The 21926-nt window shown below is 36.8% G+C and carries 28 protein-coding genes; 7 read left to right on the top strand and 21 right to left on the bottom strand.

Features of this window, described 5'->3' with window-relative positions; all coding sequences use genetic code 11:
* Positions 1 to 331: 331 nt before the first annotated feature.
* The 7 genes from PVK63_RS13885 to PVK63_RS13855 form a co-directional block, all read right to left on the bottom strand.
* The gene (locus PVK63_RS13885; RefSeq protein ID WP_274440679.1) at positions 332 to 610 is read right to left on the bottom strand and encodes a hypothetical protein; all 279 of its coding nucleotides are present in this window, start codon (positions 608 to 610) and stop codon (positions 332 to 334) included.
* Positions 607 to 2883, bottom strand: a complete 2277-nt coding sequence (locus PVK63_RS13880; RefSeq protein WP_274440680.1) for a DUF3289 family protein — start codon at positions 2881 to 2883, stop codon at positions 607 to 609. The genes PVK63_RS13885 and PVK63_RS13880 overlap by 4 nt, the downstream gene beginning before the upstream one ends.
* Positions 2884 to 2923: 40 nt before the next feature.
* Positions 2924 to 3358 carry a hypothetical protein gene (locus PVK63_RS13875; RefSeq protein WP_274440681.1) on the bottom strand — a complete coding sequence of 145 codons (435 nt, stop codon included), beginning with the start codon at positions 3356 to 3358 and terminating at the stop codon, positions 2924 to 2926.
* A gap of 222 nt (positions 3359 to 3580) precedes the next feature.
* Positions 3581 to 3979 (bottom strand): hypothetical protein, encoded by a 399-nt coding sequence (locus tag PVK63_RS13870; protein ID WP_274440683.1) that lies wholly within the window; start codon positions 3977 to 3979, stop codon positions 3581 to 3583.
* A gap of 75 nt (positions 3980 to 4054) precedes the next feature.
* Entirely contained in the window at positions 4055 to 4552 is a 498-nt protein-coding gene (locus PVK63_RS13865; protein ID WP_274440684.1) for a hypothetical protein, read from the bottom strand.
* Between the two features lie 14 nt (positions 4553 to 4566).
* Positions 4567 to 5019, bottom strand: a complete 453-nt coding sequence (locus PVK63_RS13860; protein WP_274440685.1) for a hypothetical protein — start codon at positions 5017 to 5019, stop codon at positions 4567 to 4569.
* A gap of 4 nt (positions 5020 to 5023) precedes the next feature.
* The gene (locus tag PVK63_RS13855) at positions 5024 to 5275 is read right to left on the bottom strand and encodes a hypothetical protein (protein WP_242509772.1); all 252 of its coding nucleotides are present in this window, start codon (positions 5273 to 5275) and stop codon (positions 5024 to 5026) included.
* Positions 5276 to 5472: 197 nt separating this feature from the next.
* On the opposite strand from PVK63_RS13855, the gene PVK63_RS13850 reads away from it, so the two are divergent.
* The gene (locus PVK63_RS13850; protein ID WP_274440686.1) at positions 5473 to 5910 is read left to right on the top strand and encodes a hypothetical protein; all 438 of its coding nucleotides are present in this window, start codon (positions 5473 to 5475) and stop codon (positions 5908 to 5910) included.
* Here PVK63_RS13850 and PVK63_RS13845 read toward each other — a convergent pair.
* Genes PVK63_RS13845 through PVK63_RS13825 form a run of 5 tightly spaced genes read right to left on the bottom strand, consistent with a single transcriptional unit; the run spans position 5907 to position 8172 of the window.
* On the bottom strand, positions 5907 to 6173 hold the full coding sequence (locus tag PVK63_RS13845; protein ID WP_274440687.1) for a hypothetical protein: 267 nt from the start codon (positions 6171 to 6173) through the stop codon (positions 5907 to 5909). The genes PVK63_RS13850 and PVK63_RS13845 overlap by 4 nt on opposite strands.
* Positions 6174 to 6208: 35 nt before the next feature.
* Positions 6209 to 6436: a hypothetical protein gene (locus PVK63_RS13840; RefSeq protein ID WP_274440688.1), complete on the bottom strand. Its 228-nt coding sequence runs from the start codon at positions 6434 to 6436 to the stop codon at positions 6209 to 6211.
* A gap of 34 nt (positions 6437 to 6470) precedes the next feature.
* Positions 6471 to 6905 carry a hypothetical protein gene (locus tag PVK63_RS13835; RefSeq protein WP_274440689.1) on the bottom strand — a complete coding sequence of 145 codons (435 nt, stop codon included), beginning with the start codon at positions 6903 to 6905 and terminating at the stop codon, positions 6471 to 6473.
* Between the two features lie 35 nt (positions 6906 to 6940).
* Complete coding sequence (locus tag PVK63_RS13830; RefSeq protein ID WP_274440690.1) at positions 6941 to 7276, bottom strand: hypothetical protein; 336 nt, start codon at positions 7274 to 7276, stop codon at positions 6941 to 6943.
* Between the two features lie 8 nt (positions 7277 to 7284).
* Positions 7285 to 8172 carry a ParA family protein gene (locus PVK63_RS13825; RefSeq protein ID WP_274440691.1) on the bottom strand — a complete coding sequence of 296 codons (888 nt, stop codon included), beginning with the start codon at positions 8170 to 8172 and terminating at the stop codon, positions 7285 to 7287.
* Between the two features lie 210 nt (positions 8173 to 8382).
* Between PVK63_RS13825 and PVK63_RS13820 the strand changes: the two genes are divergently transcribed.
* A complete protein-coding gene (locus tag PVK63_RS13820) occupies positions 8383 to 8823 on the top strand; it encodes a hypothetical protein (protein ID WP_274440692.1) in 441 nt (146 codons plus the stop codon).
* Here PVK63_RS13820 and PVK63_RS13815 read toward each other — a convergent pair.
* Positions 8805 to 9443, bottom strand: coding sequence for a hypothetical protein (locus tag PVK63_RS13815; protein WP_274449264.1), 639 nt, complete (start codon positions 9441 to 9443; stop codon positions 8805 to 8807). The two genes, PVK63_RS13820 and PVK63_RS13815, sit on opposite strands and share 19 nt — an antisense overlap.
* Positions 9444 to 9627: 184 nt before the next feature.
* On the opposite strand from PVK63_RS13815, the gene PVK63_RS13810 reads away from it, so the two are divergent.
* Entirely contained in the window at positions 9628 to 10140 is a 513-nt protein-coding gene (locus PVK63_RS13810; RefSeq protein WP_274440694.1) for a Fe3+-citrate ABC transporter substrate-binding protein, read from the top strand.
* A gap of 185 nt (positions 10141 to 10325) precedes the next feature.
* On the opposite strand, the gene PVK63_RS13805 is transcribed toward PVK63_RS13810, so the two are convergent.
* From PVK63_RS13805 to PVK63_RS13775, 7 genes are all read right to left on the bottom strand, one after another.
* A complete protein-coding gene (locus PVK63_RS13805) occupies positions 10326 to 11573 on the bottom strand; it encodes a DUF1173 family protein (protein WP_274440695.1) in 1248 nt (415 codons plus the stop codon).
* An 18-nt stretch (positions 11574 to 11591) separates the two neighbouring features.
* Positions 11592 to 12662: a hypothetical protein gene (locus tag PVK63_RS13800; protein WP_274440696.1), complete on the bottom strand. Its 1071-nt coding sequence runs from the start codon at positions 12660 to 12662 to the stop codon at positions 11592 to 11594.
* Between the two features lie 225 nt (positions 12663 to 12887).
* Positions 12888 to 13196 carry a hypothetical protein gene (locus PVK63_RS13795; RefSeq protein ID WP_130066449.1) on the bottom strand — a complete coding sequence of 103 codons (309 nt, stop codon included), beginning with the start codon at positions 13194 to 13196 and terminating at the stop codon, positions 12888 to 12890.
* Positions 13197 to 13289: 93 nt separating this feature from the next.
* Positions 13290 to 14183, bottom strand: coding sequence for a DUF4942 domain-containing protein (locus tag PVK63_RS13790; protein WP_274440697.1), 894 nt, complete (start codon positions 14181 to 14183; stop codon positions 13290 to 13292).
* 65 nt (positions 14184 to 14248) lie between these two features.
* Positions 14249 to 14467 (bottom strand): hypothetical protein, encoded by a 219-nt coding sequence (locus tag PVK63_RS13785; RefSeq protein WP_130066441.1) that lies wholly within the window; start codon positions 14465 to 14467, stop codon positions 14249 to 14251.
* 70 nt (positions 14468 to 14537) lie between these two features.
* On the bottom strand, positions 14538 to 14756 hold the full coding sequence (locus tag PVK63_RS13780; RefSeq protein WP_274440698.1) for a hypothetical protein: 219 nt from the start codon (positions 14754 to 14756) through the stop codon (positions 14538 to 14540).
* A gap of 83 nt (positions 14757 to 14839) precedes the next feature.
* The gene (locus PVK63_RS13775) at positions 14840 to 15025 is read right to left on the bottom strand and encodes a hypothetical protein (protein WP_274440699.1); all 186 of its coding nucleotides are present in this window, start codon (positions 15023 to 15025) and stop codon (positions 14840 to 14842) included.
* 435 nt (positions 15026 to 15460) lie between these two features.
* Here PVK63_RS13775 and PVK63_RS13770 point away from each other — a divergent pair, with 435 nt between their 5' ends.
* From PVK63_RS13770 to PVK63_RS13760, 3 genes are all read left to right on the top strand, one after another.
* Entirely contained in the window at positions 15461 to 15622 is a 162-nt protein-coding gene (locus tag PVK63_RS13770) for a hypothetical protein (RefSeq protein WP_274440700.1), read from the top strand.
* 64 nt (positions 15623 to 15686) lie between these two features.
* Entirely contained in the window at positions 15687 to 16103 is a 417-nt protein-coding gene (locus PVK63_RS13765; protein ID WP_274440701.1) for a DNA-directed RNA polymerase subunit omega, read from the top strand.
* Between the two features lie 40 nt (positions 16104 to 16143).
* Positions 16144 to 17130, top strand: a complete 987-nt coding sequence (locus tag PVK63_RS13760) for a hypothetical protein (RefSeq protein ID WP_274440702.1) — start codon at positions 16144 to 16146, stop codon at positions 17128 to 17130.
* Between the two features lie 26 nt (positions 17131 to 17156).
* Here PVK63_RS13760 and PVK63_RS13755 read toward each other — a convergent pair whose 3' ends face one another.
* Positions 17157 to 20609, bottom strand: a complete 3453-nt coding sequence (locus tag PVK63_RS13755; protein WP_274440703.1) for a phosphoadenosine phosphosulfate reductase domain-containing protein — start codon at positions 20607 to 20609, stop codon at positions 17157 to 17159.
* A gap of 128 nt (positions 20610 to 20737) precedes the next feature.
* On the opposite strand from PVK63_RS13755, the gene PVK63_RS13750 reads away from it, so the two are divergent.
* The gene (locus PVK63_RS13750) at positions 20738 to 21919 is read left to right on the top strand and encodes a DNA sulfur modification protein DndB (protein ID WP_274440704.1); all 1182 of its coding nucleotides are present in this window, start codon (positions 20738 to 20740) and stop codon (positions 21917 to 21919) included.
* The last annotated feature ends 7 nt before the right edge of the window (positions 21920 to 21926 follow it).

Here is a 21926-nt window from a genome sequence, read left to right as displayed (position 1 = left end):
AAGTCCTGAAATGTGTTGACACATTTCAGGACAAGACACCTCTCTTGATTCATCGTCATATCTTTTTGGCATATAGTTTCATCCTTACAATCTAAGCTGCCTTTATGATTACAAAATGTATCCATTTTATTTTTAGTTTCAAAAAGCAATAATGGAAAATCACCTTGAACGGGTTTCCATCCCAACTCTGCAACGTCAACTCGCTTTGTTGTATTAACCACTAAGTAACTACAAAGAAATTATCGGGAATTAACTCCCCTTTATTTTCTATAAGATCAAGCTCTTAAGCTTCGATAACTTCCCCGTACGTACTTAACTCAACATTGCAAGCTTATATACCCAACCAAACCCACAAACCGCCACCAAGTATCATATAAGCCCCAAACCACACCCAATATTTTTTCCGAAAAGTGTAAACTAAACCAATAAATATACTCAACGGTATTCCAAAGAATAAAAAAATAGGCCCAATTACATCCTCAACCCAAGCAGGATAATTATCTCCGATATTTAATGTTGGTATGCCTATATGAAAAACGAGGCTATCCCAAAGCAATACGTACCAATACAGAGGAATAAACAACAGTATGAATTTAACAATCCGCATCATAATTCAAATTCCATTTTAGTAATGAATGGTTTGTATCCATACCCATCAAAATGTTGAAGTAAATACCACGATCTAAAACCATCTAACCATTCATAAGGTTTTCCATCATTATCTGGATTATCATCAAAACTATTATGATCAATATCTTTAATATCCAGTCCAAAATGATCTTGAACTTCATATTTAAAATTACCGCGAACTTGTTTCCCCTTATATTCCAACTCTTCGACATAAACACGCATCGACCATATTCCGTGAACAGACAAAACCGTGCCATCAAAAAGATTAGGGTGTGCATCTAATTTAAATATCTTACCCACAAGAAACTGAGGTAAAGGAGCACCTTCACCTTTAATATCTGAAGACATATACTGACTTGTCACACTCTCAATATCAATTGGCAACGTTCCATTATTAATATTTTCACCTAAACAACTCATCAATGCAGTATGAAACTTAGCGGTAGTTTCGTGGTATTTAAGTGCATCGGTTAACAATGGATGACTGTAGTGCTCCCCCTCATTGCGCTCAAACCTATTAACCATCTCAGAAAATATATGCCTTGTTTTTCCCTTAGTAGAGAACCCTCGACCAAAAAGAATATCGTTAGCTAAACTACGCATACGCTTAAAATGCTCACTAGCAGGTAAAGCAAACTGATCTTCACTATATCGTGTATATCCTTCTCTGTGAGAATAATACTCTGATTGCTTAAATGGCTTCATAAATCCATAAGATTCAATTTGTTCTTTGGTTTCATCGCCATATGTCATATCTGGCGCATCAAAATCATCCATTTTATTTTTAGTTTCAAAAACCAATAATGGAAAATCACCTTGAACGGGTTTCCATCCCAACTCGACGACATCAACTCGATCTGTAGTATTAACCACTAATTCAACACCACCACCTTCCGAAGCGTGTCGAGCATTTGGTGATTTAACAACATGAACATCATTATCTTCAATTAACGTAGATACTGTGGTTTTCATCTCATCAACCAATGAACTCACATAGTCAGGGCTTTTCTTGAGATACACGTTGATTTTATCCAAATATACAGTAAATACCTCAGACGCTAAGTAGGCATAATTACAACGCTCAGCTTGCTCTTGAAGCCAACTAATTCGATTTTTTATCTTTTGTAATAATGCGTCTATATCTGTATTGAGCCTCTTTTTAAGCTCAGTCCAATTGTATTCTTTAAGGTAGTTCTGCGGATTTCCTTTACCCCTATGTCGCATAAAAGCAAACACATTATTAGCTGTTTCTGACTCTTTAAGACAAAGCAAAGCAGCAAGAATGTCTCCCTCTTCAATAATCGAAGGTAAAATTCTAGCAATACATTGTTTAGTGTCGAGGATAGAACAAACGTCAATTGCAGTAATGAGATCATTCGCTAACTCTTTCATTGCTGATTGAGACTGGTAGTGAGAGTAATGCCATTGAACTTCTTGAAGAACTAAATCATTAAAATCCATAGATGACGTTAGCATGAGAGGCATATCCCCCCATGTTGATGCAGATATATTGATGCCTTTTTTTTGCCAAAAACCACATTTACCCTTGGTCACTAATTCAAAAAAATACCCATTGTCACTGTCAGTTTTATAATATGGATTGTTTTGTCTTAATGGTTCATCTATTTCAAACGGATTAGCGCTTTCTGTTATCTTAATACGGATTAACCCTGACGATAAATCCATCGCCTTACCTTGACCACTTTCATCAATTTGGCCTGACTGTATCTCAGCACCTGATTCATCAAAAATAATAAACGTCGCATTTTTTAATAAAATCCCATCAGGGTGACGGCATTTTATCGTTAAATCATGCAAAAGCTTTTCTACTTCATCATTAGGTATTGAAGGGTTTTGTGCACCACCTAAACACATAGTATTACCAGAGTTCATCGTCATTTGATCTGATAATCGACAGACACCCTTTCCTTCAAATAATACCGTAGGTGATCCAGAAATAAACTCAGCCTCACCTTGAATTGTGCCAGAGGAAACTCCTTTTTTATCGCCACCTTCATCCCCCGTACTTTTAGAGAACTTAGATCCCTTAATCGCAATAGGATGCCCACCATCAGCGGTAATAGTTGTTGTTCCATTAACTAAATCAGATGATTTCGCATTATTTCCATAAGCAATATTCACTGTAGACTTTCCAATTGTTGTTGCGCATACATCAGGTAAAGTAGCATTCGCTTCTCCTCCTGATCCTTTGTGAATAATACTCAATCCATTTGCATTAATTGTAACGGTCATTGTTATTCCATTCTGATATAGATTAATGTAAGGAAAAAGATCAATTCAAACTGATCGTCTTTCCTTTTATCTTATGTGTTCGCTCTGCTTCTGAGCTGATATGGGATGCAGATGTAGTTACGTGACCATTTTTCGAGTGATACACCGTCGATGTTGTTCCGCTTTTTAAAGTGAGATTTTCCTCACCTTCCAACACAATAGAGCCTGCTTTAATTCTTAATTCTTTTTCTTCAAAAATAGAAAAATAGATATCCGTTAATATCGGCAAAGTTAAATCATTAGATATAAATTCAATACGGCAAGCCAATTGATTATCTATCGCCAAATTAATTTCTTCAGTATGAAATAATCGTCCAATTTTCCCCCAAACAGGTTGATTTAATGGATTCCCTTCAAAATCTATTTTTAATGTGTCGTTTTTCTTATTGAACGCTAATATTTTTCCGAAACGAGCTACACTAGATTGATCCATCATTACAATACCCAATGAAAATTAGTTAAAATAGTATCATATATATAAAAATCAAACTGCCTGAATAGGCCAGTCAAAAATACTATTTAACTAGGCATAAAAAAGTCTCCTAAAATTAGCCCTCCTTTCAATGAATAACACATTTACCCCGTAAACGAACAAATAACAGCCATAAAAAAAGCCATACAATATTGAGTATGGCTTTTTATACATTTTTCAGAAAAATCACTTCTCATTAAGACCATATTTATCAAGCCCTAATGCCGTTCGAGCAATAGCAACACTCTCAGAACTGAGCTCCCCCGTTTTCAAAATAGCGTCAAGTGCTGCATGCGCTTTATCTAGCTCGCTTTCTGCATTAAGTAGGGAGGGCGTTAGTTCATAGTAATCTTGATTTTTATCACACACATTATCAATAAGAGTTTCACATCCCATAACAATTCGAGTAAAACCACCCGTTCCAAGTTGCAATAAACGCCCGATAGTCACCTTATTCAGTCGCTCCTCTCGCAGCTCTGAAATGTGGCCACTGTTTTCGATTTCTTGAAAAGCCTCAAAAACTTTCCACATGATTTTAAAATCATCTTCCGTTGCTTTCGCTAACTTAACTTGATGTGTGGACATACATTCTCACTTATTATTTTGAACTTAACTGAAACCTGAAGTGCTAATTTTTTAATTAATGCCAACAAATATTTATTATTCTTCAGCCAATATTGCGTCTTCAAATTTCACACTTCGACGATTTGGGCTGCTCTCAGGAAAGCCATAAATGAGCACTTCATAAGTTGCCGCCTCTTTTTGGGATATGCCTGTAATCGTTCCTTTATCCAATTTTGAACCTACTGGATATGGTGGGGTAATGGCATTACTTTGAGACCATTCAGCTAAGATAACTAAATAAGTGTAATTCAAGTGCTCACAGGCCGTAATAAGCGCTGAAACTAAAGCGTCCTGTTTTACACTAACGCTCAACTCACCGACGTATTCAGCAAGCTCCTCTTCATCACAAGAGTATTCCCAATGCTCATTAAATATCTTAATCAGTGCGTCTTTTTGATTCGGTTCGAACACAGGCTGTTTTTTAGAAAAAAAGGAGGATAAACCACGTTCAATGATCGCTTTTTTTACCTCCACATCAGAAGCCTTTGGTCGCTTAGGTACTTCACTTCCTTGCTGATTAAATAGTGGTTTCATATTCCTTTTACCCCTTATTCATCTATCACTAAACCATGTTTGATTCGACCTCGTTGCCACGTTCTGTATGGCAAGCCACGGTATTCACTTTTCTTTCGCGCTTCATCAAATGGCATTTGCCAATAATAAAGCCCAAGAATTTTTTTTGCTTGGTTGTTCTTACTGCATAAAATAGGTTGTTCAAGTGGCCAAGGCTTACGATGCTTTTCAAAAACGCCTTCAGCATGAAGCATATTTTCGTGACGATAAGGCAAATAATGTTCACGAAATAACAACGCCTCTTCTTTTGTCATTTCTTTTCCCGTTAACACCACAAAACCATCATCTAAAACGACAACGCGAGCCGAGTCATCACTTTTGAATGCCGCATGACGCATGGCTGAGCGTGATGATTTATACGCATCTCCGTTAGCTGCACGGTGTTGAGTGATACCTAAATTCATCCATTCATTGTTTTGTACTACCACGGTACTACCTCGCTTCTTCTGTATAACGGTGCTCTAACTCATCAAAAGGGACATTTTGAATATCAACTTTAATCAGTAATAATTGACCTGATCTTAATTCCGCCTCTATTTCATTATCAGAGACAAGCTTGATATTTTTTACCCGAGCAAAGCGATAGCCTTTTACATCTCGTAAGGCACACGTAATATCCAGTGCATCTAAATTAGAAATATTTAACTCACTTTCTTCTTGGCAAGATAATGTTCCTTTCGCCAAAAATACTCCCAACAGATAGAACTCAAAAAAAACATTGTAATTACATTCCATAAATCCACCCTAAACCATTACCTTTGATGAGTTCATTATACCGCAATGTAAGTAGGTGTTTAATGTTGAGTATTGCTTAATTAACTATCAACTTTGGTTATTTTCATTGTATTATTAATAATCAATTATGTTTAAAAGGACGTTCCATGAATAACCTAACTAGCGCTTCTTTCTGTATTCTTTTATCGCTAACTAGCCTTAATGTGGTGGCCTCACAACAACCAAAAGAATTAACCAACTATCTCAATTCTGTAAAAAGCACTAGCCTTCAATATGGAACATTACTTCAAAATTATGCCGATCATTTTTCTAAAAAATGTCGCAGAAATATCACAGTAAAAGAGCTTCAAAGCCCTGTGGTAAATAAACTCATAACAGCGACGTTTTCAAGTCAGCGTTACGGCCATGAAACCGTCACAATGGTTAATCGAATTACAACCAATCATTTCAACTGCATGCAATTAGATAAACCATTTAAAGCCCTTCAGAATGACCAACAGCTACGCAAGCAATCACCAAGTTACGTAAAACTAATTAACATGATGGGGGATGTAGAGTTAAATGGAGATTCAGAGATTAACTAACGTACCTTTAGCTCAGATACAGCATTCAGCCCTTTTCGTGTTAGTGAATAAAAAGAGCTATAAACAATAAACTTATGGCTAATCATTCCATCACCGAGCAAACAATCACACTCAGAAATTACAGAGGAAGATTCTAGCTTGGTTGATACTCTATTCTTTACCAAAATAATCAGGTCCGACAAAGCTAGCTTCATCACCCCTCGATTATGAGCAGAGGCCAAACGGTGTAAGACCTCTTGCTGTAATTCACTATAATTATCCATACCACCTATCGCTTAAATCAAAACAGAAACCATCATCATAAACATTTTATTTTTACCTTTACCTTAACCTCATCTTTTTGAAGATCTTCACTTGCCTTAAGGTGAGTGGGCTGAACCCATCGGCTTACTCTTTTGTCTTTACTTATTCGAATTAAATAAATTACGACTAATAATGCAAAAATAAATAGCAATATGTTCTCTTGTTGTGGCGTAACAAGTAACCTTGCTTCTAATAACACTGAATTCCAATATTCACGTAACATTGATAGTTCCTTTATATATTTGATTGGTAAAAGATTAATTAGTCAGGACACGTTGAACAGCGATACCTTTAGATCTTATCGTTTCGATACTCACTGGATTTAAAAAACTATACTCTTTAGATAAATCAGTGCTCGAATCAAAATGACTCACACTGGTATCAATTACATACTCAGCACAATATGTTTTTATATCAGCATTGGTGGAGGTTGAATTATAACTTACCAATACACCTGCATTTGATACATATTGAACACAAAGCTCATCGTTTTTTGATAGATACCTAATCAGTGAAACACTATTATCTTGATAGTATGAAAAGGATTCAAAATTGATGATAATACCAACATCGGGCATATCATGGAGTGTAAAAGAATCTTGACTTACAAGTTCTGGTGTACTTGCTACACATCCACTTAACATTAATGCCATAGCTGCTATACACGATGAATTAAATGGTATTTTTTCCATATTTATACTGTCCTTATTTGATTATGTATAAAAACTTAAAGATCTCTTATCGCATCGATCAGCTTTTTGGATAACACTGGATCTTGTAAGATGTCATCTTGGCAATCGATCAGTGCAGAAAGAAGCTTACCTTCTGTTACTTTACGTTTAGTCATTGCCCCAGCTTTATTCACAAAAGCGGCCATTTTGGGCGCTCGCTGATTGGGGTTCGTTAATCGACAGGTAAACGGGCGAAGCTTAACCCCTTTCATTTGCTCTGATTGAATTGAATCGCTTTCGTGGGTCGCGGTATTTAGATGAGGCAGCGAAGATATACCCGAATCTAGATCACCAAAAAAGCGACCTTCCTCATTCATTCTATCTTTTGACATTAGTTCACCTAATTATGTTGAGAGAGTTTTAATGAAGATGAATTAACATGAGAGCTGCCACTATGAGCCCTTTTATGCACACTTTTGGCTAGCGCTTTATAATCAGAAAAAGCTAGGCAGCCACTCTTGTAGTTATAAAGTAAATGCACTCCCATCGTCGCATTTTCAATATCTTGTGAACGACGGATCCTGACAGGTAAAACATGACTTTCAATTTTGGACATATTTGAAGAAAAGCACCCGTTTACTATCGACGTTGTTTTCCGATATTCATTACATAAAACCCAATAATCTAACTCTTTCGGTGACTTGTTTAAAATTTGCCCCATAGCCCCAATAAGAAGACGCAAACCAGAAAGACTAAATCCCCCTCTATCCAATACAACTAAATGATGATCAGCCGCAAGTATTGCGTTAGTCGTTGTTAAACTGAGATTTGGTGGGCAATCCAGAAACACATAATCAAAATCATGACCGACCAACTCTTTTAGTTTATTTCTAAGAATCGACTCACGACGAATAAGAGTCAAACCTTGTTCAATAACGCTACTGAGACCGATATTTGAGGGGATATAAAACAAATTTGGTATTGTTTTATAAACAAGACCACTGCCGCTAACAGATTTATCTTTACCACGTACCTTTGCTGGGCGAATAAGATGATTAAGAGGTATTGCTCTGTCTTCAGCAGACAGAGAAAAAACATTTGATATAGTTAGTTTTTCAAATTCTGGATGTTCTCCACCAGACAACAAAAATGATGAATTAGCTTGTGGGTCAAGATCGATAATAAGGCTCTTCTTTCCATATAAAGCCATCGTATGAGCCAAGTTACAACAGGTTGTCGATTTTCCCACTCCACCCTTTTGATTCGCGATTGCGATAACTTTAGTCATTGCGTTTATACCTATATTCAATACTGATTGTTGTAATACACTTGTAGTACATTACAAAACATCGCCCTCAATAACTACATTTTTATTATAAGTAACTAACAATAGTTTTTACATCGGGACATATATCACATAGCATTGTATGAGGTGCTTTATACAAAACCGTTTTTTAGAAAAATGGAAAGTGAAATAATACAAAGGAAGTGGTTAGTAATGAATAGATTAAGATGTCTAATTGACTGGATAAAACTAAGTAATATATGTATTCCTGACGTAGATGATAAATATGAATACCCTGATTTTTTTATCATTGAAGAGTTTTTGGCATATTTGGCAATGATTTTATTTCTATCTACCACGATAGTTCTGCTTGTTCCTTTTTTTGAATACATTGATCTGATTGCATTAGAAAAAACACACCATTGGAATTTGTTCTATATTGCTGTAACTTGCCTTAGCATCGGTACAGGCCTGATATCAACCGTTCATACTTTAGTAAAAAGACCAATAACACAAGAGCATTTTGAATGGGTTTTAAGTGTTTACCGAAAAATAGAAATGCCATACCCAAGTAAAAAAATGACTAAACAGGACATGGCAATTTACATTGATAAATCACTTAAGCTCGATAAAGATCAACTTTCCAATTCTTGAGCTATTTCATCATAAATTGGTTTAATTGAAGATAAACGAAAACGCTCAATATATACTTTTATATCAGTTAGTAATGAACGACATTCATCTTCATTTCTAAATGAGTTAATCTTTTTGAATCGCGCACGGAATACTTTAGTTCTTTTTCTATTATCATAAGTGGTTAGAAGCGATGGTAATTGTGAATCTTTCAATTCGATAAGAGTGCGAACCACCTTATCAACCAAGTCAAACACTTTGCTTGATTCTTCCACCTTACATTTAATTAAGCCTCTAACTGCATTATCCAAACTACAAAAAGAATAAGAAGAAAATAACCAGCGAGGATGACCCTGAACCTGAATAAACAATTCGGAAAGCTTATAATGATTACATTGATTATTATATACTTGAGAAAATGACGTTGCCGAAGGAAATAACACTAAAAGCCCTTTCGCTATTTCATCACTCATAGTAATTGTCTTTGGTTCAACTGGTAAAGTCTTCGATTCAACTGGTAAAGTCTTCGATTCAACTGGTAAAGTCTTCGATTCAACTGGTAAAGTCTTCGATTCAACTGGTAAAGTCTTCGATTCAACTGGCGCTAATTCCGAAAATTCAAAACCTAACTGGCAACTCATATTTTAACTCCCTACCTTGATTAACTGACAGTGTCATTATACCGCAAAGTAAATAGTAAATATACAGGTTAGTTTAATGAATACTTGTTTATACATCTTAAATATCAATGCTTAGCCTTGTTTTTTTCTGAAAAACGACTTATAAATAAATAAAGTCAAACGACACAAAACATACGGTAAAGGCATGGGTAAAAAAAGCAATCTAAAAACAAATACAGGGCATCGGTTTATTTCAAAATCAGAAAGGAATACCGCTTTTAAAATCCACATCCACACCCCAGACGATAAGCTTTTAGAGAAAAGTGTAGGTTATAAATATCTTGGTGAAGAAAAAGCCTTAAAGAAAGCAATAAAGCTACGCAACCAACTAGGTCGCGAGATGTGGAAAAAGCATTGGCCTCGCATACTAAATGATGAAACATTGATCACTCGTCTCCCACATACGCTTGAGCCAAAAATTATTAACAAGCCATCACCAACAATGGCCGACCCAGATAGAAAAACACCGTATTACATGGCTCGCTGGACAGAATATGTGGATGGTAAAAAGAAAATAAAATCAGTGATTAGAGCGATAACAGATGGGTGTAAGCTTCAGGCATACACAGAAACCAAAAGAGCATTACTTGATGCGCATGCAGGTGAAATAGCGATCTTAAAATTTATGGGAAGAATAAATTTTATTGACTTAAAATAGGCTTAGTTAAACTTGGATTGCGGAGTAAAGGAATGGTTAAAATGAGTTGGGGTATGGAACCATGATCAAGCTATTACTTCGTGAAATGTCAGTTAAACAAAATTACAGTCAAAAAGGAGCCCATACCCCGAAGGCAATAGTCCGTGATATGGCATTGAAAGTCAATGCTACTTTGAGCTGAACGTTTAAATGTAGTCGTGTTCGCTGAAAAAACGCGCAACATCCTTTTCATCTTCTGCGTTTATTTCATAAATAGAGTTAGCTCTCCATGCTTCTTTCATAATAGGAAGAAGTTGAGCTTTACGGGAAACATAATCTGAATCATTCAACATGCCCATGACCTCTATGACCTCTGTATAAGTGATTTTCCCTGTATCAATAGATTTTCGTCTTAAAATGAAATCAGGTAAGACAGCTACAGAATTTGAGCGATCATTTTTTGAAAAAATAGGTTTTTGTAAGGACCAGCGAGCTAATTGATTTTCGCTGTTTGAAATAAGGCTCATAAGACCTGAAGCAATAATTCTTTCATGGTGACTATCAACAGGCATTAATGACGTTGGGGATACAATTGGCTTAATAAAAATATTATACACAAGGATGGCGTTCTCTACAGGATCATCAGCCAGTGACAAAATAACCAAATATGGTCCTTTTGTTTTTCGACCAGCTCTAATCACTCTTCTAGCAGTGTATTTAGCCCCATCCAAATCAATACAGCCATTTGAAGTGCTTATCTGCTGTACAACCATGAAAACCAACGCATGAGGACGTCCAGCGCCTTTATACGAATTATTTGCCTTCTCTCGCCTCAACGTATTAAATGCAAATGAATACCCTTTATCCCCATAGAAACAATACTTGTGCAGCATTGAATCACCAAATGAGATTAAATTTGCAGGCTCTATGAGATTACGAAGTGCAACTAAAGGGCTTTGGTTCTTGTTTTTGTGGTGGAAGTTTGAATAACTTTTCTCGCATAAATGACGAAATAGCTTATCAAGTGAGTGTTCGCGATTTGAATGATGACTTGCAGAGCTTTCTTGTTTAGCGCTTGGTTCTGTAGCTTCAGATATTGAACGATGAATAACAAAACTGTCCAGCTCTACCGATTCTTGCTCTTTGGTAGTTACATTATCTTGACGATCATTATATCCGTGGATAACACTGAATAATTGACAGCTATCCGAATGCTGCCCCTCCGTTGGGTGATTTACAATGGTAAAATTATCATGGCAAAAACGAACGAACATGCGAGCCTTCGCTTGTGTACAACTGCATCGTAGTTCTTGGTTACTTTCACGAACACGAGCGAGAAGCCGCTGGGTTTCAAGTGAGCGTCGGTTAATTTCCAACAAACAGGTAGGATTAGAAACAGGCTGAGATACATCATCACTAATTGCTCTTGGTACAATATAGACTGCGGATAACATACAAAGCCCCTTGGGTAATTACATACTAGGTCCAGATAAATCAGATTCACGCTTTAATAATGCGGCTAAATCTTGAGATGGTTTATCCGAAATAGCAGAACGCTTTAAACTTACGTTAGGTAAACTATCAATTGTAAATTCTGATATTTCAATTTGCTGACGATACACTTCTTGATGTAATTCAGGTGAAGAAAGATCCACTCGTTCACGTTGATATAGCGCCCCAAACTCTACAGCCGAATTAGGTAATTCAACTTGAGATAGATCGCCAAACACATCATTACTTGGTAACGACGAAATCGAAGCCATATGAAGATTAGAAATTGACGTTGGAACCTCGATTCCTTGATCATGAACCTTAGTGATAAAGCGCTGCAAATCGTTTGGATTAAGCGAAGTTTGAGAGAATTCTTTACCACGGTTATACCAAAATTCCTGATTCTCACCAGAATAGTCAGTTAATATCTCGTGCTTCACACGATTCATCGCTAACAATGAAACGGCTAAATCATTTTGTTGCTTGATGCTTCTTTCTAAAGGTTCTGTAACTGCTTCATTGTAATATTTTAAAACGGTTTTAAAACTAATATTAGTTTCATTGTTTCTTCGAGCTTCGGTACAAGAAGACATCGCTATTTCACTGCACTTAGCAAGCATTTCAGCGTTAACTTGATTCACGAGCATATTCTGAGCTATCTCATGTGCTTTGTTGTTTTGAGAAGCAACATCAAGCTCCATTGAATGTAATGGGTTCGTTTTGTCTGCACGAGCAATAGCGACAACGCGAGACATATCATAGTTGGATGATTGATCTACAGGATCGTAATAATCAACATGGCGACCAAATTGAAATGAACTATCTTTCGTTAATTCTTTCAACGGATTCATGCCTTGTTGCAATGAATTATGTATAGAAACGGCTAATGCTGGTACATCATCCTTACGGCTAAGCTCAGCCTCTTCACGCATTGAATCAGATACATTTCGAGTGGTTTTTGATAAAAAATTTAATGCTTCGTGTCGTACAAATGCATCAAAATTCCCAGTCACAAACAAGTGACGATTAAGTTTTTTTTCAGGTAGTGTCATGCGCCCCCCTTGTACTACAATCCATACGAAACAGAATTATAGTAAAAATACATAACTAAGTATTTCTCAAGATTGAGAAACAAAAGCATTGTTTTAAACAAGCTAAATATGGAAATATAATTATATTAATGCGTATAATTTATACTAAAACATACAATAAACAAATAGCCGAATAAAAAAACACATGAAAAACGAACCGATATCTCAAAAATAAAACACGAAACATTATTTTACAGTTACTTTCGGACGCCCATGAACCACCTCAACTGAATTTAAAAAAAATAATGAACTATCATCGAGTAAAAAATTCTTTTTAAACGTCGCAGTTTTAACATATTTAGCTTTCCCCTCATCGAACCTTAGATTATTTCCATTCAACTCATGCTCTTTGTATTGGGTAAACACTTTGCTTGCTTTGGTGCGGTGCATATGAAATTGGTTGGTTAAGATTACGGTATTAATCTCTCCATACAGATCGACATAAGCATCAATAAATTTATACAATACCAAATCAAATGCTTCTTTTTGTGTCATTAGAATGCCTCAAAATAATTAAAGCACTCATAGTAATATAGTGCTTTGTGGTAATATAGAGCAATGAGAAAAGTAGTACAGTGTATAAATATACTACACGCTTGGTAACATTCGAGAGCTGGCTAATCTATCGTTAAGAATAGAAATCATACTCTCTGGTAATAATATATGAAGTGTCCGTTTTTTAAAAAAACGAAACTCAATGCCCAGCAATGTAATGGAATTTAATTCCTCAAGATCGCCCTTTGAATTCTGAACTCTCTCTTCTAAGCTACGCCATAACCCCGATTGTTTTACACCATCAGTGTCAATGACCGTTCGATTAACCAATACCCATCGCCAAATTAATGTTAATAAACTTTGTAGCCCTTCATGAGCACTTAATTTATAAGAGTCACCATAAGGGTTAAACGCATTTTCTATAATGATTTTCTTAGTAAACTGCTGACGGTTATTATTAACATAGGCGGTGGAGAATTCCTGTATTGTGTCCAACAAACTTTCTAATAACATTGACTCTTGATTATCAAATAGATTACGCAAGGTTCCTTCGATATGATCGCGGTCAAAGGGAAGCGTGTTGTCCTTACATTGCTTTTTAAATTGAGTAATTTGTAACTGAGACATACTGCCAAAAATGCCGAGACGATTAAAGACCAAAACCCAAAGACTACTGTCCACGGTCTTTATCACTAACGCTTTTAATTCTTTTTCCGATAAACGAACAAGGTTTCCATTGCGAGGTAAACTGCGCCCCCGAGAGCTCTCCCCTAATGCAGACGCTAGCTGAATAAAAATACTCGAAAAGTCATCAATATACCCAGAATTAACCGTTGGAATATCTTGATTGATCTCATCGGCAATCTTCATCGCCTTAACTTGTAATTCAACTGCTTGGCAAAAAGTATCAATAAGTAATTTACGCTTGATAATAAGTTGATCGATAAGTTTTAATTCAATTAGTGCTTGGTTGGCCTGACTGTCCATATTAACAACCTATATTTTTCTAAAAAATGCCGTGAGTATTAAAACAAAAAATGGGTTGTAGATTTTTATGCACTGGCTTCAATGGTTGTCGCTCTTAGCGCCCCACACTCATCTTCCAATAATGATTCAAGCTTTACACGAAATTCGGTAAGCCCGCTTGCATAAGATCCAAAATGTTCAGCTCGCGATGGGGTTAAACTCGCTTGTACAGCGCAGTATTTTTCTTCTTCTTTTGCTTCAACAATGAGGCATTTAATCTTATTGATTAACTTCACATCATTCATATCGATATTCCTTATCAATAAGTGAGTAGTCCTAATTAAATTAAAACTACTCTAAATAATACTTAAGCGATTAAGATTTTTGGAAGCACTCTTGTAATAACGCCTTAGTTTTATCGTCATCTTTCAAAAAGTATTGTTGAGCATCACCAGCCCAGCCACCGATCATGATGTCATCAACGTAATAGTGACATGATTCATCACAATCACTCTCCTCAAATTCTTCTACGTTTTCTTTGCACCAATCGAAGAAAATCAGCATTTCAGCTTGCGTATATAACTCTGATAACATGTTAAAACTCCCTTAAAACAAAAGATGATTAATTATACCTTAGCTTACTAAATCGATTGATTTAGTAAGCTTACAAAAAAGACCTATGACACAAACATTTCAACCAAGCTATCCTCGGTAGGCACAACGCTTAGTACACTGCCATCATCAAGTTTATATGTAGACTTGTTTGAATGCTCACTAACACTCACGATGTGCTTATCAAGCATCGTCAATGCAGCGTCTAAATTGTTTATTGCTTTCATGCTGATCTTGCTTGCGATAGTCATAGTCCAATCCATTGATATATAAAATAAAACATACCCTTATTATCTATTGTTACGGCAAAAAGTAAACACAATAAACCGTTATTAAGCTTATGATTTCGTTATTTATTTCCCTGTTTTGTTTTTCTGAAAAATAAAAAATTTGACAAGTATTTTAAAAAATATGTATGTTTTAGATAAATAAAAAACACTATGCATATTACTGACTTCATTCTGTTAATTGATTCAATAACCAAGCTCGTCATAGCGATATATCAATGCCCCCTTCTATTACAATTAGTCCTTGTCTTTGGAGCAACAAGCAAGCTATGCACCAAAATAGACATCATTCATAAACTGCTATCTAAACTAAAAATATAAACAACGACATTGCCGCTACAACTTCCCTCAAAAAAGAGATAAATTGTGGTGGCAATAGTCATAATAAGAGTAAATATCATGTTTGAAATAAAAGACTTAAATGCAGTAAACCATGCCATTGCTATGTATGATGAATTAATGCGAAATGGCGCAGAAGACCCTAAAATTGAAGATACTCACCGAGACTTACAATTATTAGCTCAAAAAATAAAACAGAGTATGAAAACGGAACAACCTTAATTTAGTGCAGCAATACAGCGGCTTCACTCATAAGCTTGAGCGGTAATAATGAAGAGAATAGATAATGAATAATATTAAAAAAGCCGATGTCGAAAAGATAAAAACAAGTCATGCGGCATTAGAGCAACAAAAGCTCAATTACAATGATTTAATCACTCAATTACAAAATCAAATTAAAGATGTGATCACTTCTTTTTCAGAAAAACACGCCACTGAAATTGAAACGATAAGTAATAAATATGATGCTCATCAGCAGCAATTAAACAGTCTTATTGACACTCAAATTAATAAAATGGAGGACTACATAAATGATCGTTCTCCTCAGTGGCAAAGCAGCGAGCCAGCAAGCAAAATGAATGATTGGCTAGACGATTGGAAAGACTATCAATTAGAAGTAAGCAGTGAGTTAGAGTTTCATTATTTCGAAGACATTGAGCTCTTACAAGCGGAATCCATTACGCTCCCCTCAATCAAACGATAATTTTTCTAAAAAACACAATGACGGCAAAGGACGACATTCAATGATTAAACGGATTTTAAATTATTGCCATCAACAAACAGAGCAATGGCAACTAGACCAATTACATCAAATTCATCTCAATGACATTGAGCTCTACACCCCGACCGCTGACGGCAATACAATCATAAAATGGAATGAATTATTTGCCCTGTATAATGTAGAGGACCACCAAAAAGAAGTAACATACGCCTTAATCAATTCAGTATCAAAAGATACTCGCTTAACCGATAACTTTGATTTTTCTAAAATACAAAGTCTCACTAATTCTAAAGGATTCGGAAGAAGATACAGCATCAATGGTAGCTGGTTTAAAGATATAGCTGAATGGGGTAAGGCTATGTATTCAGGAAGGCACTTATCAAGCCTAAATGAACATGATTGGGTTAATAATATCGCCCATATTGAACAAGAAGGCTTCACGAAATCACACCCGTTGCATATCTCGTATTATGCGTGGTATGAGCGCTTTGAATGCGGAAATAGTGGTGGTTCTCATCATGCCGCAGCCGTTTCAAGCCAAATTAGATACCAACAATTTCAATATCATAGACAAGCCGAAGTAACTGCACATACAACCAACCCTGAATATATTCTGGAATTAGAGCAACAAGGGTTCTATCTATTCTTAATCGCAGGGTTTGGCTACGCGCATAAAATCAGCCATGAAAAGATAACAAGTGATCACATCATAGGAGATCACATCACTGAGCGGTTTTATACCATCCCTCTTAATGGCTCAACCCCCAATAACACACAAATAATGATTATCCGTAAAGAGGATTTGAAAATTAAAGCAAGAACGTTTGAGAAGTGGTATCACACACAATTAAAAATGGGGAAATTAGTTAGACTGCAAGAGGTTATGGAAGATACAAGTAAGTACTGTACGACACCTTACCTACATGAATTTAATTATTTAAAGTTAGGTGACCCATCTAATACAAACGATCTTAAAGTCAAAGAAATGGAAAAAAACACCAGTGATTAATTACTGGTGTTTAGACCATGTAAATCTTAACCTCTGGCATGACTTGCAATCGCTCTTAGTTCTGCCAGCGTCGCTTTTCTTTCACTGTTCATCACCGCTACTCGATCTATTTTAGAATGCTTACTTAATAATGAGCGCTCCAATGCCCCAACGGATAGACACGATAAATCATCAATATAATTAAATAGCTCTTGGGCTAATTGTTTACGTTGTTGCAATCTGCTTAACGATCCCTTTTGAACTTCCTCTGTACAATGCAAACCATTTGCAAATGCAGAATACTTAATGATCCCATGCGCCATTAGATATGAATTACCCACCGCCCCTTGAGCTTTAAGCCATTCACCAATAGACATAGCATTAGACTCATCGCTCATTTCCATGTTCTTCAACTCATCCACAAATAACTCCTCTACGACCTGTGAGGAAACAAAATCAAAATTACGACTGGTATTAGCAATAACACTTGATACATAACTCTTTGTGTCACTCAAGAGCTCAGAGAAAGCAATTGCAAACTGTTTGATTGCTTCCAAGTCGTTACACAGTGCTATGCGTTCCTTTTCCGTTGCCAGTACTGACAGTGCTTTTTCTGGTGAACAACATAATGGGGTAAATTCAGCTAACCAGTAGTCCATCACATGAAGGATCTCTTTTGGCTTTTGAGTTAATGCATAAACCGTTTGAGCCGCCAACTTAGACTCACACACCTTTCTATAATGTTCATGAAACTCAGACAATCGAGCCATGATTGATGTCAGTGCTTGGTTCTTTCTCTGTTGTGTATTCTGGTTCAATAATGCGCTGACTTCTTTGCGTTTCTCATTACGTAAATAGCGAACGGCTAATAGTTGCTCCGCCTTTTGTCGTCTTTGCTCAGCCATTGAGATAACCCCTGTAGCTGAATCAATGAATGACAGTGACTTGGTTGATAACCCAAACAATCGACACTCATGAAATAATTGAGTACGAGCAAGGGAGAATTGAACATAGCGTTCAAACTTAGACGAAATAACTAACCCTGTACCGAGCAATAATTTATGACACGGCTCTACGCCTGAGTAACAGCGAGCTTGCAGTTTGTTATCACGCGCAGTGCGAACAAAACGATCATGCTCGATAACTAGCGAATCAAATCCCTTTTCAAGCCACGTTGAAAAACACGCCTCATCAAAATAATACGGGGTATATTCCGTTAAGTTGACGTCGTTGTGGTGGTAGTTGGCCAAATCAAATTGAAAAGCCAGTTTTTGAGAGAGATCAGGTAACCAGTACTTAATAGCCGATTGGTGCTGCTCATGAAGAGCTGGTGATACCGTTGGATTGTAATCTTTCAGTGAAGCCCTACCAATCTTCACCCCCTGTTTAGAGAAATCACGTTTACGTCGTGAAAAGCGTAAACCCGTTGATGGACGTTTTCGAGCACTATCCGATACCCCTACAATCGAGCTTTCAAACGATTTACAAAAATTCATTTCCATTGTCGTCGTCAATGACAATGGTTCCATACCCAAACTATGAGATTGAAGTACATCAAGATCATAGATTGCTTCATCCAAACGTAAAGATGCACTTAGTAGCTCACGCCCAGCACGAACGATTTGAGCATAAATCTCAGGGTAGGCCGATAACTCGATAGTACGATTTAACTGCATGCATTGAGTTTTAATGACTTCTTCTTTTGTTAATGGGTTAAAGGTGTACTTAAGCTTAATTCGTCGTGTATGCAGTGGCAGATTCGTTAAACGGGTGATGTGAAACCCATTACTATCAACCATGAACGATTTATTATTTTGAAGCCAATACGACTCCATGTTAATCGGTAGTAGATTAATTAAATCAGTCTCGGTGACCTTTCTGTTTAAAGACGATTGCAATACTTTGAGAGTGTCTTGTGGTGGGGTAAATAATTGATAAGCACGAGCATCAGGAATATCTCGATTAAGAACGTCTTTATGGTCCCACGCTTTTAACCCTTGCTGTGCTCTAAGCTCATTAAGTTCATCGTTTGTCTTTGGAAAAGGAATGCGTTTCCCTTTTCGCACATTGGATAATATTTTCACTGGACGATAAGGGGAGGTATTAACGCCATGCAGAGTCCACAAGAACGATAAAAGGACAGCGTGTTTTTCAGAAAAAAGATCATATAGCGGTGATTTTAGCATTCGAGCAATATAAGCATCTCGATACTGTTTTCTAACTTTAAAGCTCATCGAGGTATCATTCATGATGTCTTTCACCCCAATGTCGTTATCAATGTCACCTCTTTCGTAACAGGCTTTAAAATCCAAATGAGCGTGTTTATAGTCCTCCGTCATTTGAGCACCAAAATACACCAGTTTTTCTAGCACATTGGCTTTTAATACGTTTGGCTGAAGATACACATTATTGGTAACACTGCACATAGCGCGAGGATGAAAAGCACGATACTGAACATCAACCGAAGTTCTAATGAAATAATCACGTAATCGTGTAAATGAATCACCAAAACGGCCCCATCGTGGCAGCTCTCGCATTGAGAGTCCTGAATGGTCTTTTGATACCATACCGCATACGGTACACCCGTAACGCGCAGTCCCATTGCATGAACTTCCACCTTTATCCATTGCATCATCCATCACAATCTCACAGGTATCACTCCCCCCTTCTCCATAGATGGCCAGTAACAGTCCAAAATTATTAATGTAAGCTGGAATGCGTTGATTCGGTAATGTCGGGGAGCACGATTCAACTCCAGCATGATTTAAATAGTTAATGACATCAGGCGTAGACCAATCGGCAATTGGTGCAAAGTTGTAAACCTTACCAAATGCTTTCGTCCCTTCACTATCAATGATTGATAGTAATTTTTCCGATTTAAGGTCGCTTACCCCTTGATTCTGCATATTTAGCTTGCGTCTCACCGATTCAGAATTTCGAGACCCAACAACAGAAGCCCATGTAGATTGTTGATATTTAAGGGGTAAAGATTCTTTAATTGCTTTTAGGCTGCGACGCATCGTGTCGATTTTCCATATCACACTACAATCACCGCTCCTTCCCGACATTGATGATGAAAACAGTTTTTGCACTCCAGCAAACAGGACCATTAGTTGTTGATGGATTGGTGGTGAAACGATTTTGATTATTAAATTAATGCCAAAAGATTCACAGGTTGATTTGATGTGGTCATATGACACTGGCACATAGCATTGAATGTTTTCAGGCTCTAGTAATGTATCAACCGTGAGGATGACTAAAGGGCGCTCTGGTTCAATCTCACCACGCTCAATGCAGCGACGCATCGCCTCTATTCCAGCATTGGTTACCGTTGATGAATCCTTTGCATGACTAGATGAAAACTGAAGACATAACCCTGCACGTAATAATGCACTAATCTCTTCTATTAACGCCTCTGATAAGTGGTAAGCATCTAATGCTAAAGAAGACGTCAGAGAGTTAAGATTGAAGATGTTTACTGAACCAATAGCGTTATCCATGTCCATTTCCCTATTTTTCTAAAAAACACATTTCAACAGTGTAATAACAATAAATTTGATTGATTGAACTCTTGTTTGCGGTATTATGATTGCTCAAATGTCAGTTGAACGCAAGAAGGAATTCCACTATGGACATAGCACAACAGTTATCTTTTTCACAACACAAAATTGTCGCCAATGACGACTTAGCTTTTTTTGCTATACAAGGAATGGAAGGCATTGGGACTACTTATTTAACTAAGCTTTCATATCAACAATGTTGTGACTTTCTACAGATTGAAAGCGAAGAGATTGAAGAGCTAGAACGCTTACAACGCAGTGCTGACTCAAGTCGAGTGAATGGCATTCGTGATTATTTAGTAAATAGAGATAACACGGTATTTCCATCGCTGTGCCTTATTGTTGGAGCTCCAGCAGAAGTAAAACAAATAGATGGTATGTCGAGCGCTAATGGAACAAGTCTAGTTAGTATAAACATACCAAAAGATAGTGATCGTCTGCTTATTGATGGCCAAGGAAGACGTAAAGGTATTGAACTTGCTCTGGCAATCAAATCTCATCTTAGTGGTCATCATATTGATGTGAAAATTGTGTTTATGCCAACGACACTTATTAAAGAAAGTGAGAAGTTAGTAAAACAGATCTTTACTGACTATCATTACGCCCTAAAAAAACCAACCCCATCCCAAAGTATCTATTTTGATTCAGAGCAAACTATTAATAACTTTGCTAAAGAGCTCATTAAAATTACTGACGCCCGAGGGGTTCCATTTTCTAAAGCCGTCGCTACCCAGCGCCTTAAGTGTGGACAGATTTACACATTAGCAAATGTGGTGGATTTCATTTGTATCTTTATGGGTGTAACCAAAACCGAAGTAAATAAAATTTTAAGTAACAACGAAAAATACGATTTCTACTTACTCCAGCTCTCTCGTTATATTGAGCTATTGTATCAACACTTACCTTTCGAGCAATTTCAGAACATGCAGCAAAAAGAGTGGAAACGCCACACTTCCGAGCATGTGGCATGCTGCGCCATCGGTTTGAAAGCCCTTGGTTATATTGGGAACTCATTACTTGAAGATGCAGCCTTTACAGCAGGCTCAGAACTGGCCGAGTTTAATGAAGACGCATTAAAGGGATTGTCGAAATTACCTCTCGATGAGCGTATCAATCCGCTTTGGGTTCGTAGTGAAATTTATCAATCTATCGAAGGGAAAATTAAGATCATAAAAAGCTCAGAGCGACGTCTTGCACGAGTGATCTGTTCAGAGCTTCGTATTCAACCAAGTAAAACAACCATCAGATAATTAAGGG

Origin of the sequence: Aliivibrio sp. S2TY2, assembly GCF_028765525.1 — a bacterium.
In the GTDB taxonomy this organism is placed as follows: domain Bacteria; phylum Pseudomonadota; class Gammaproteobacteria; order Enterobacterales; family Vibrionaceae; genus Aliivibrio; species Aliivibrio finisterrensis_A.
Note: the sequence above shows the minus strand (reverse complement) of the source record. Positions and strands in the feature narration are given on the sequence as shown.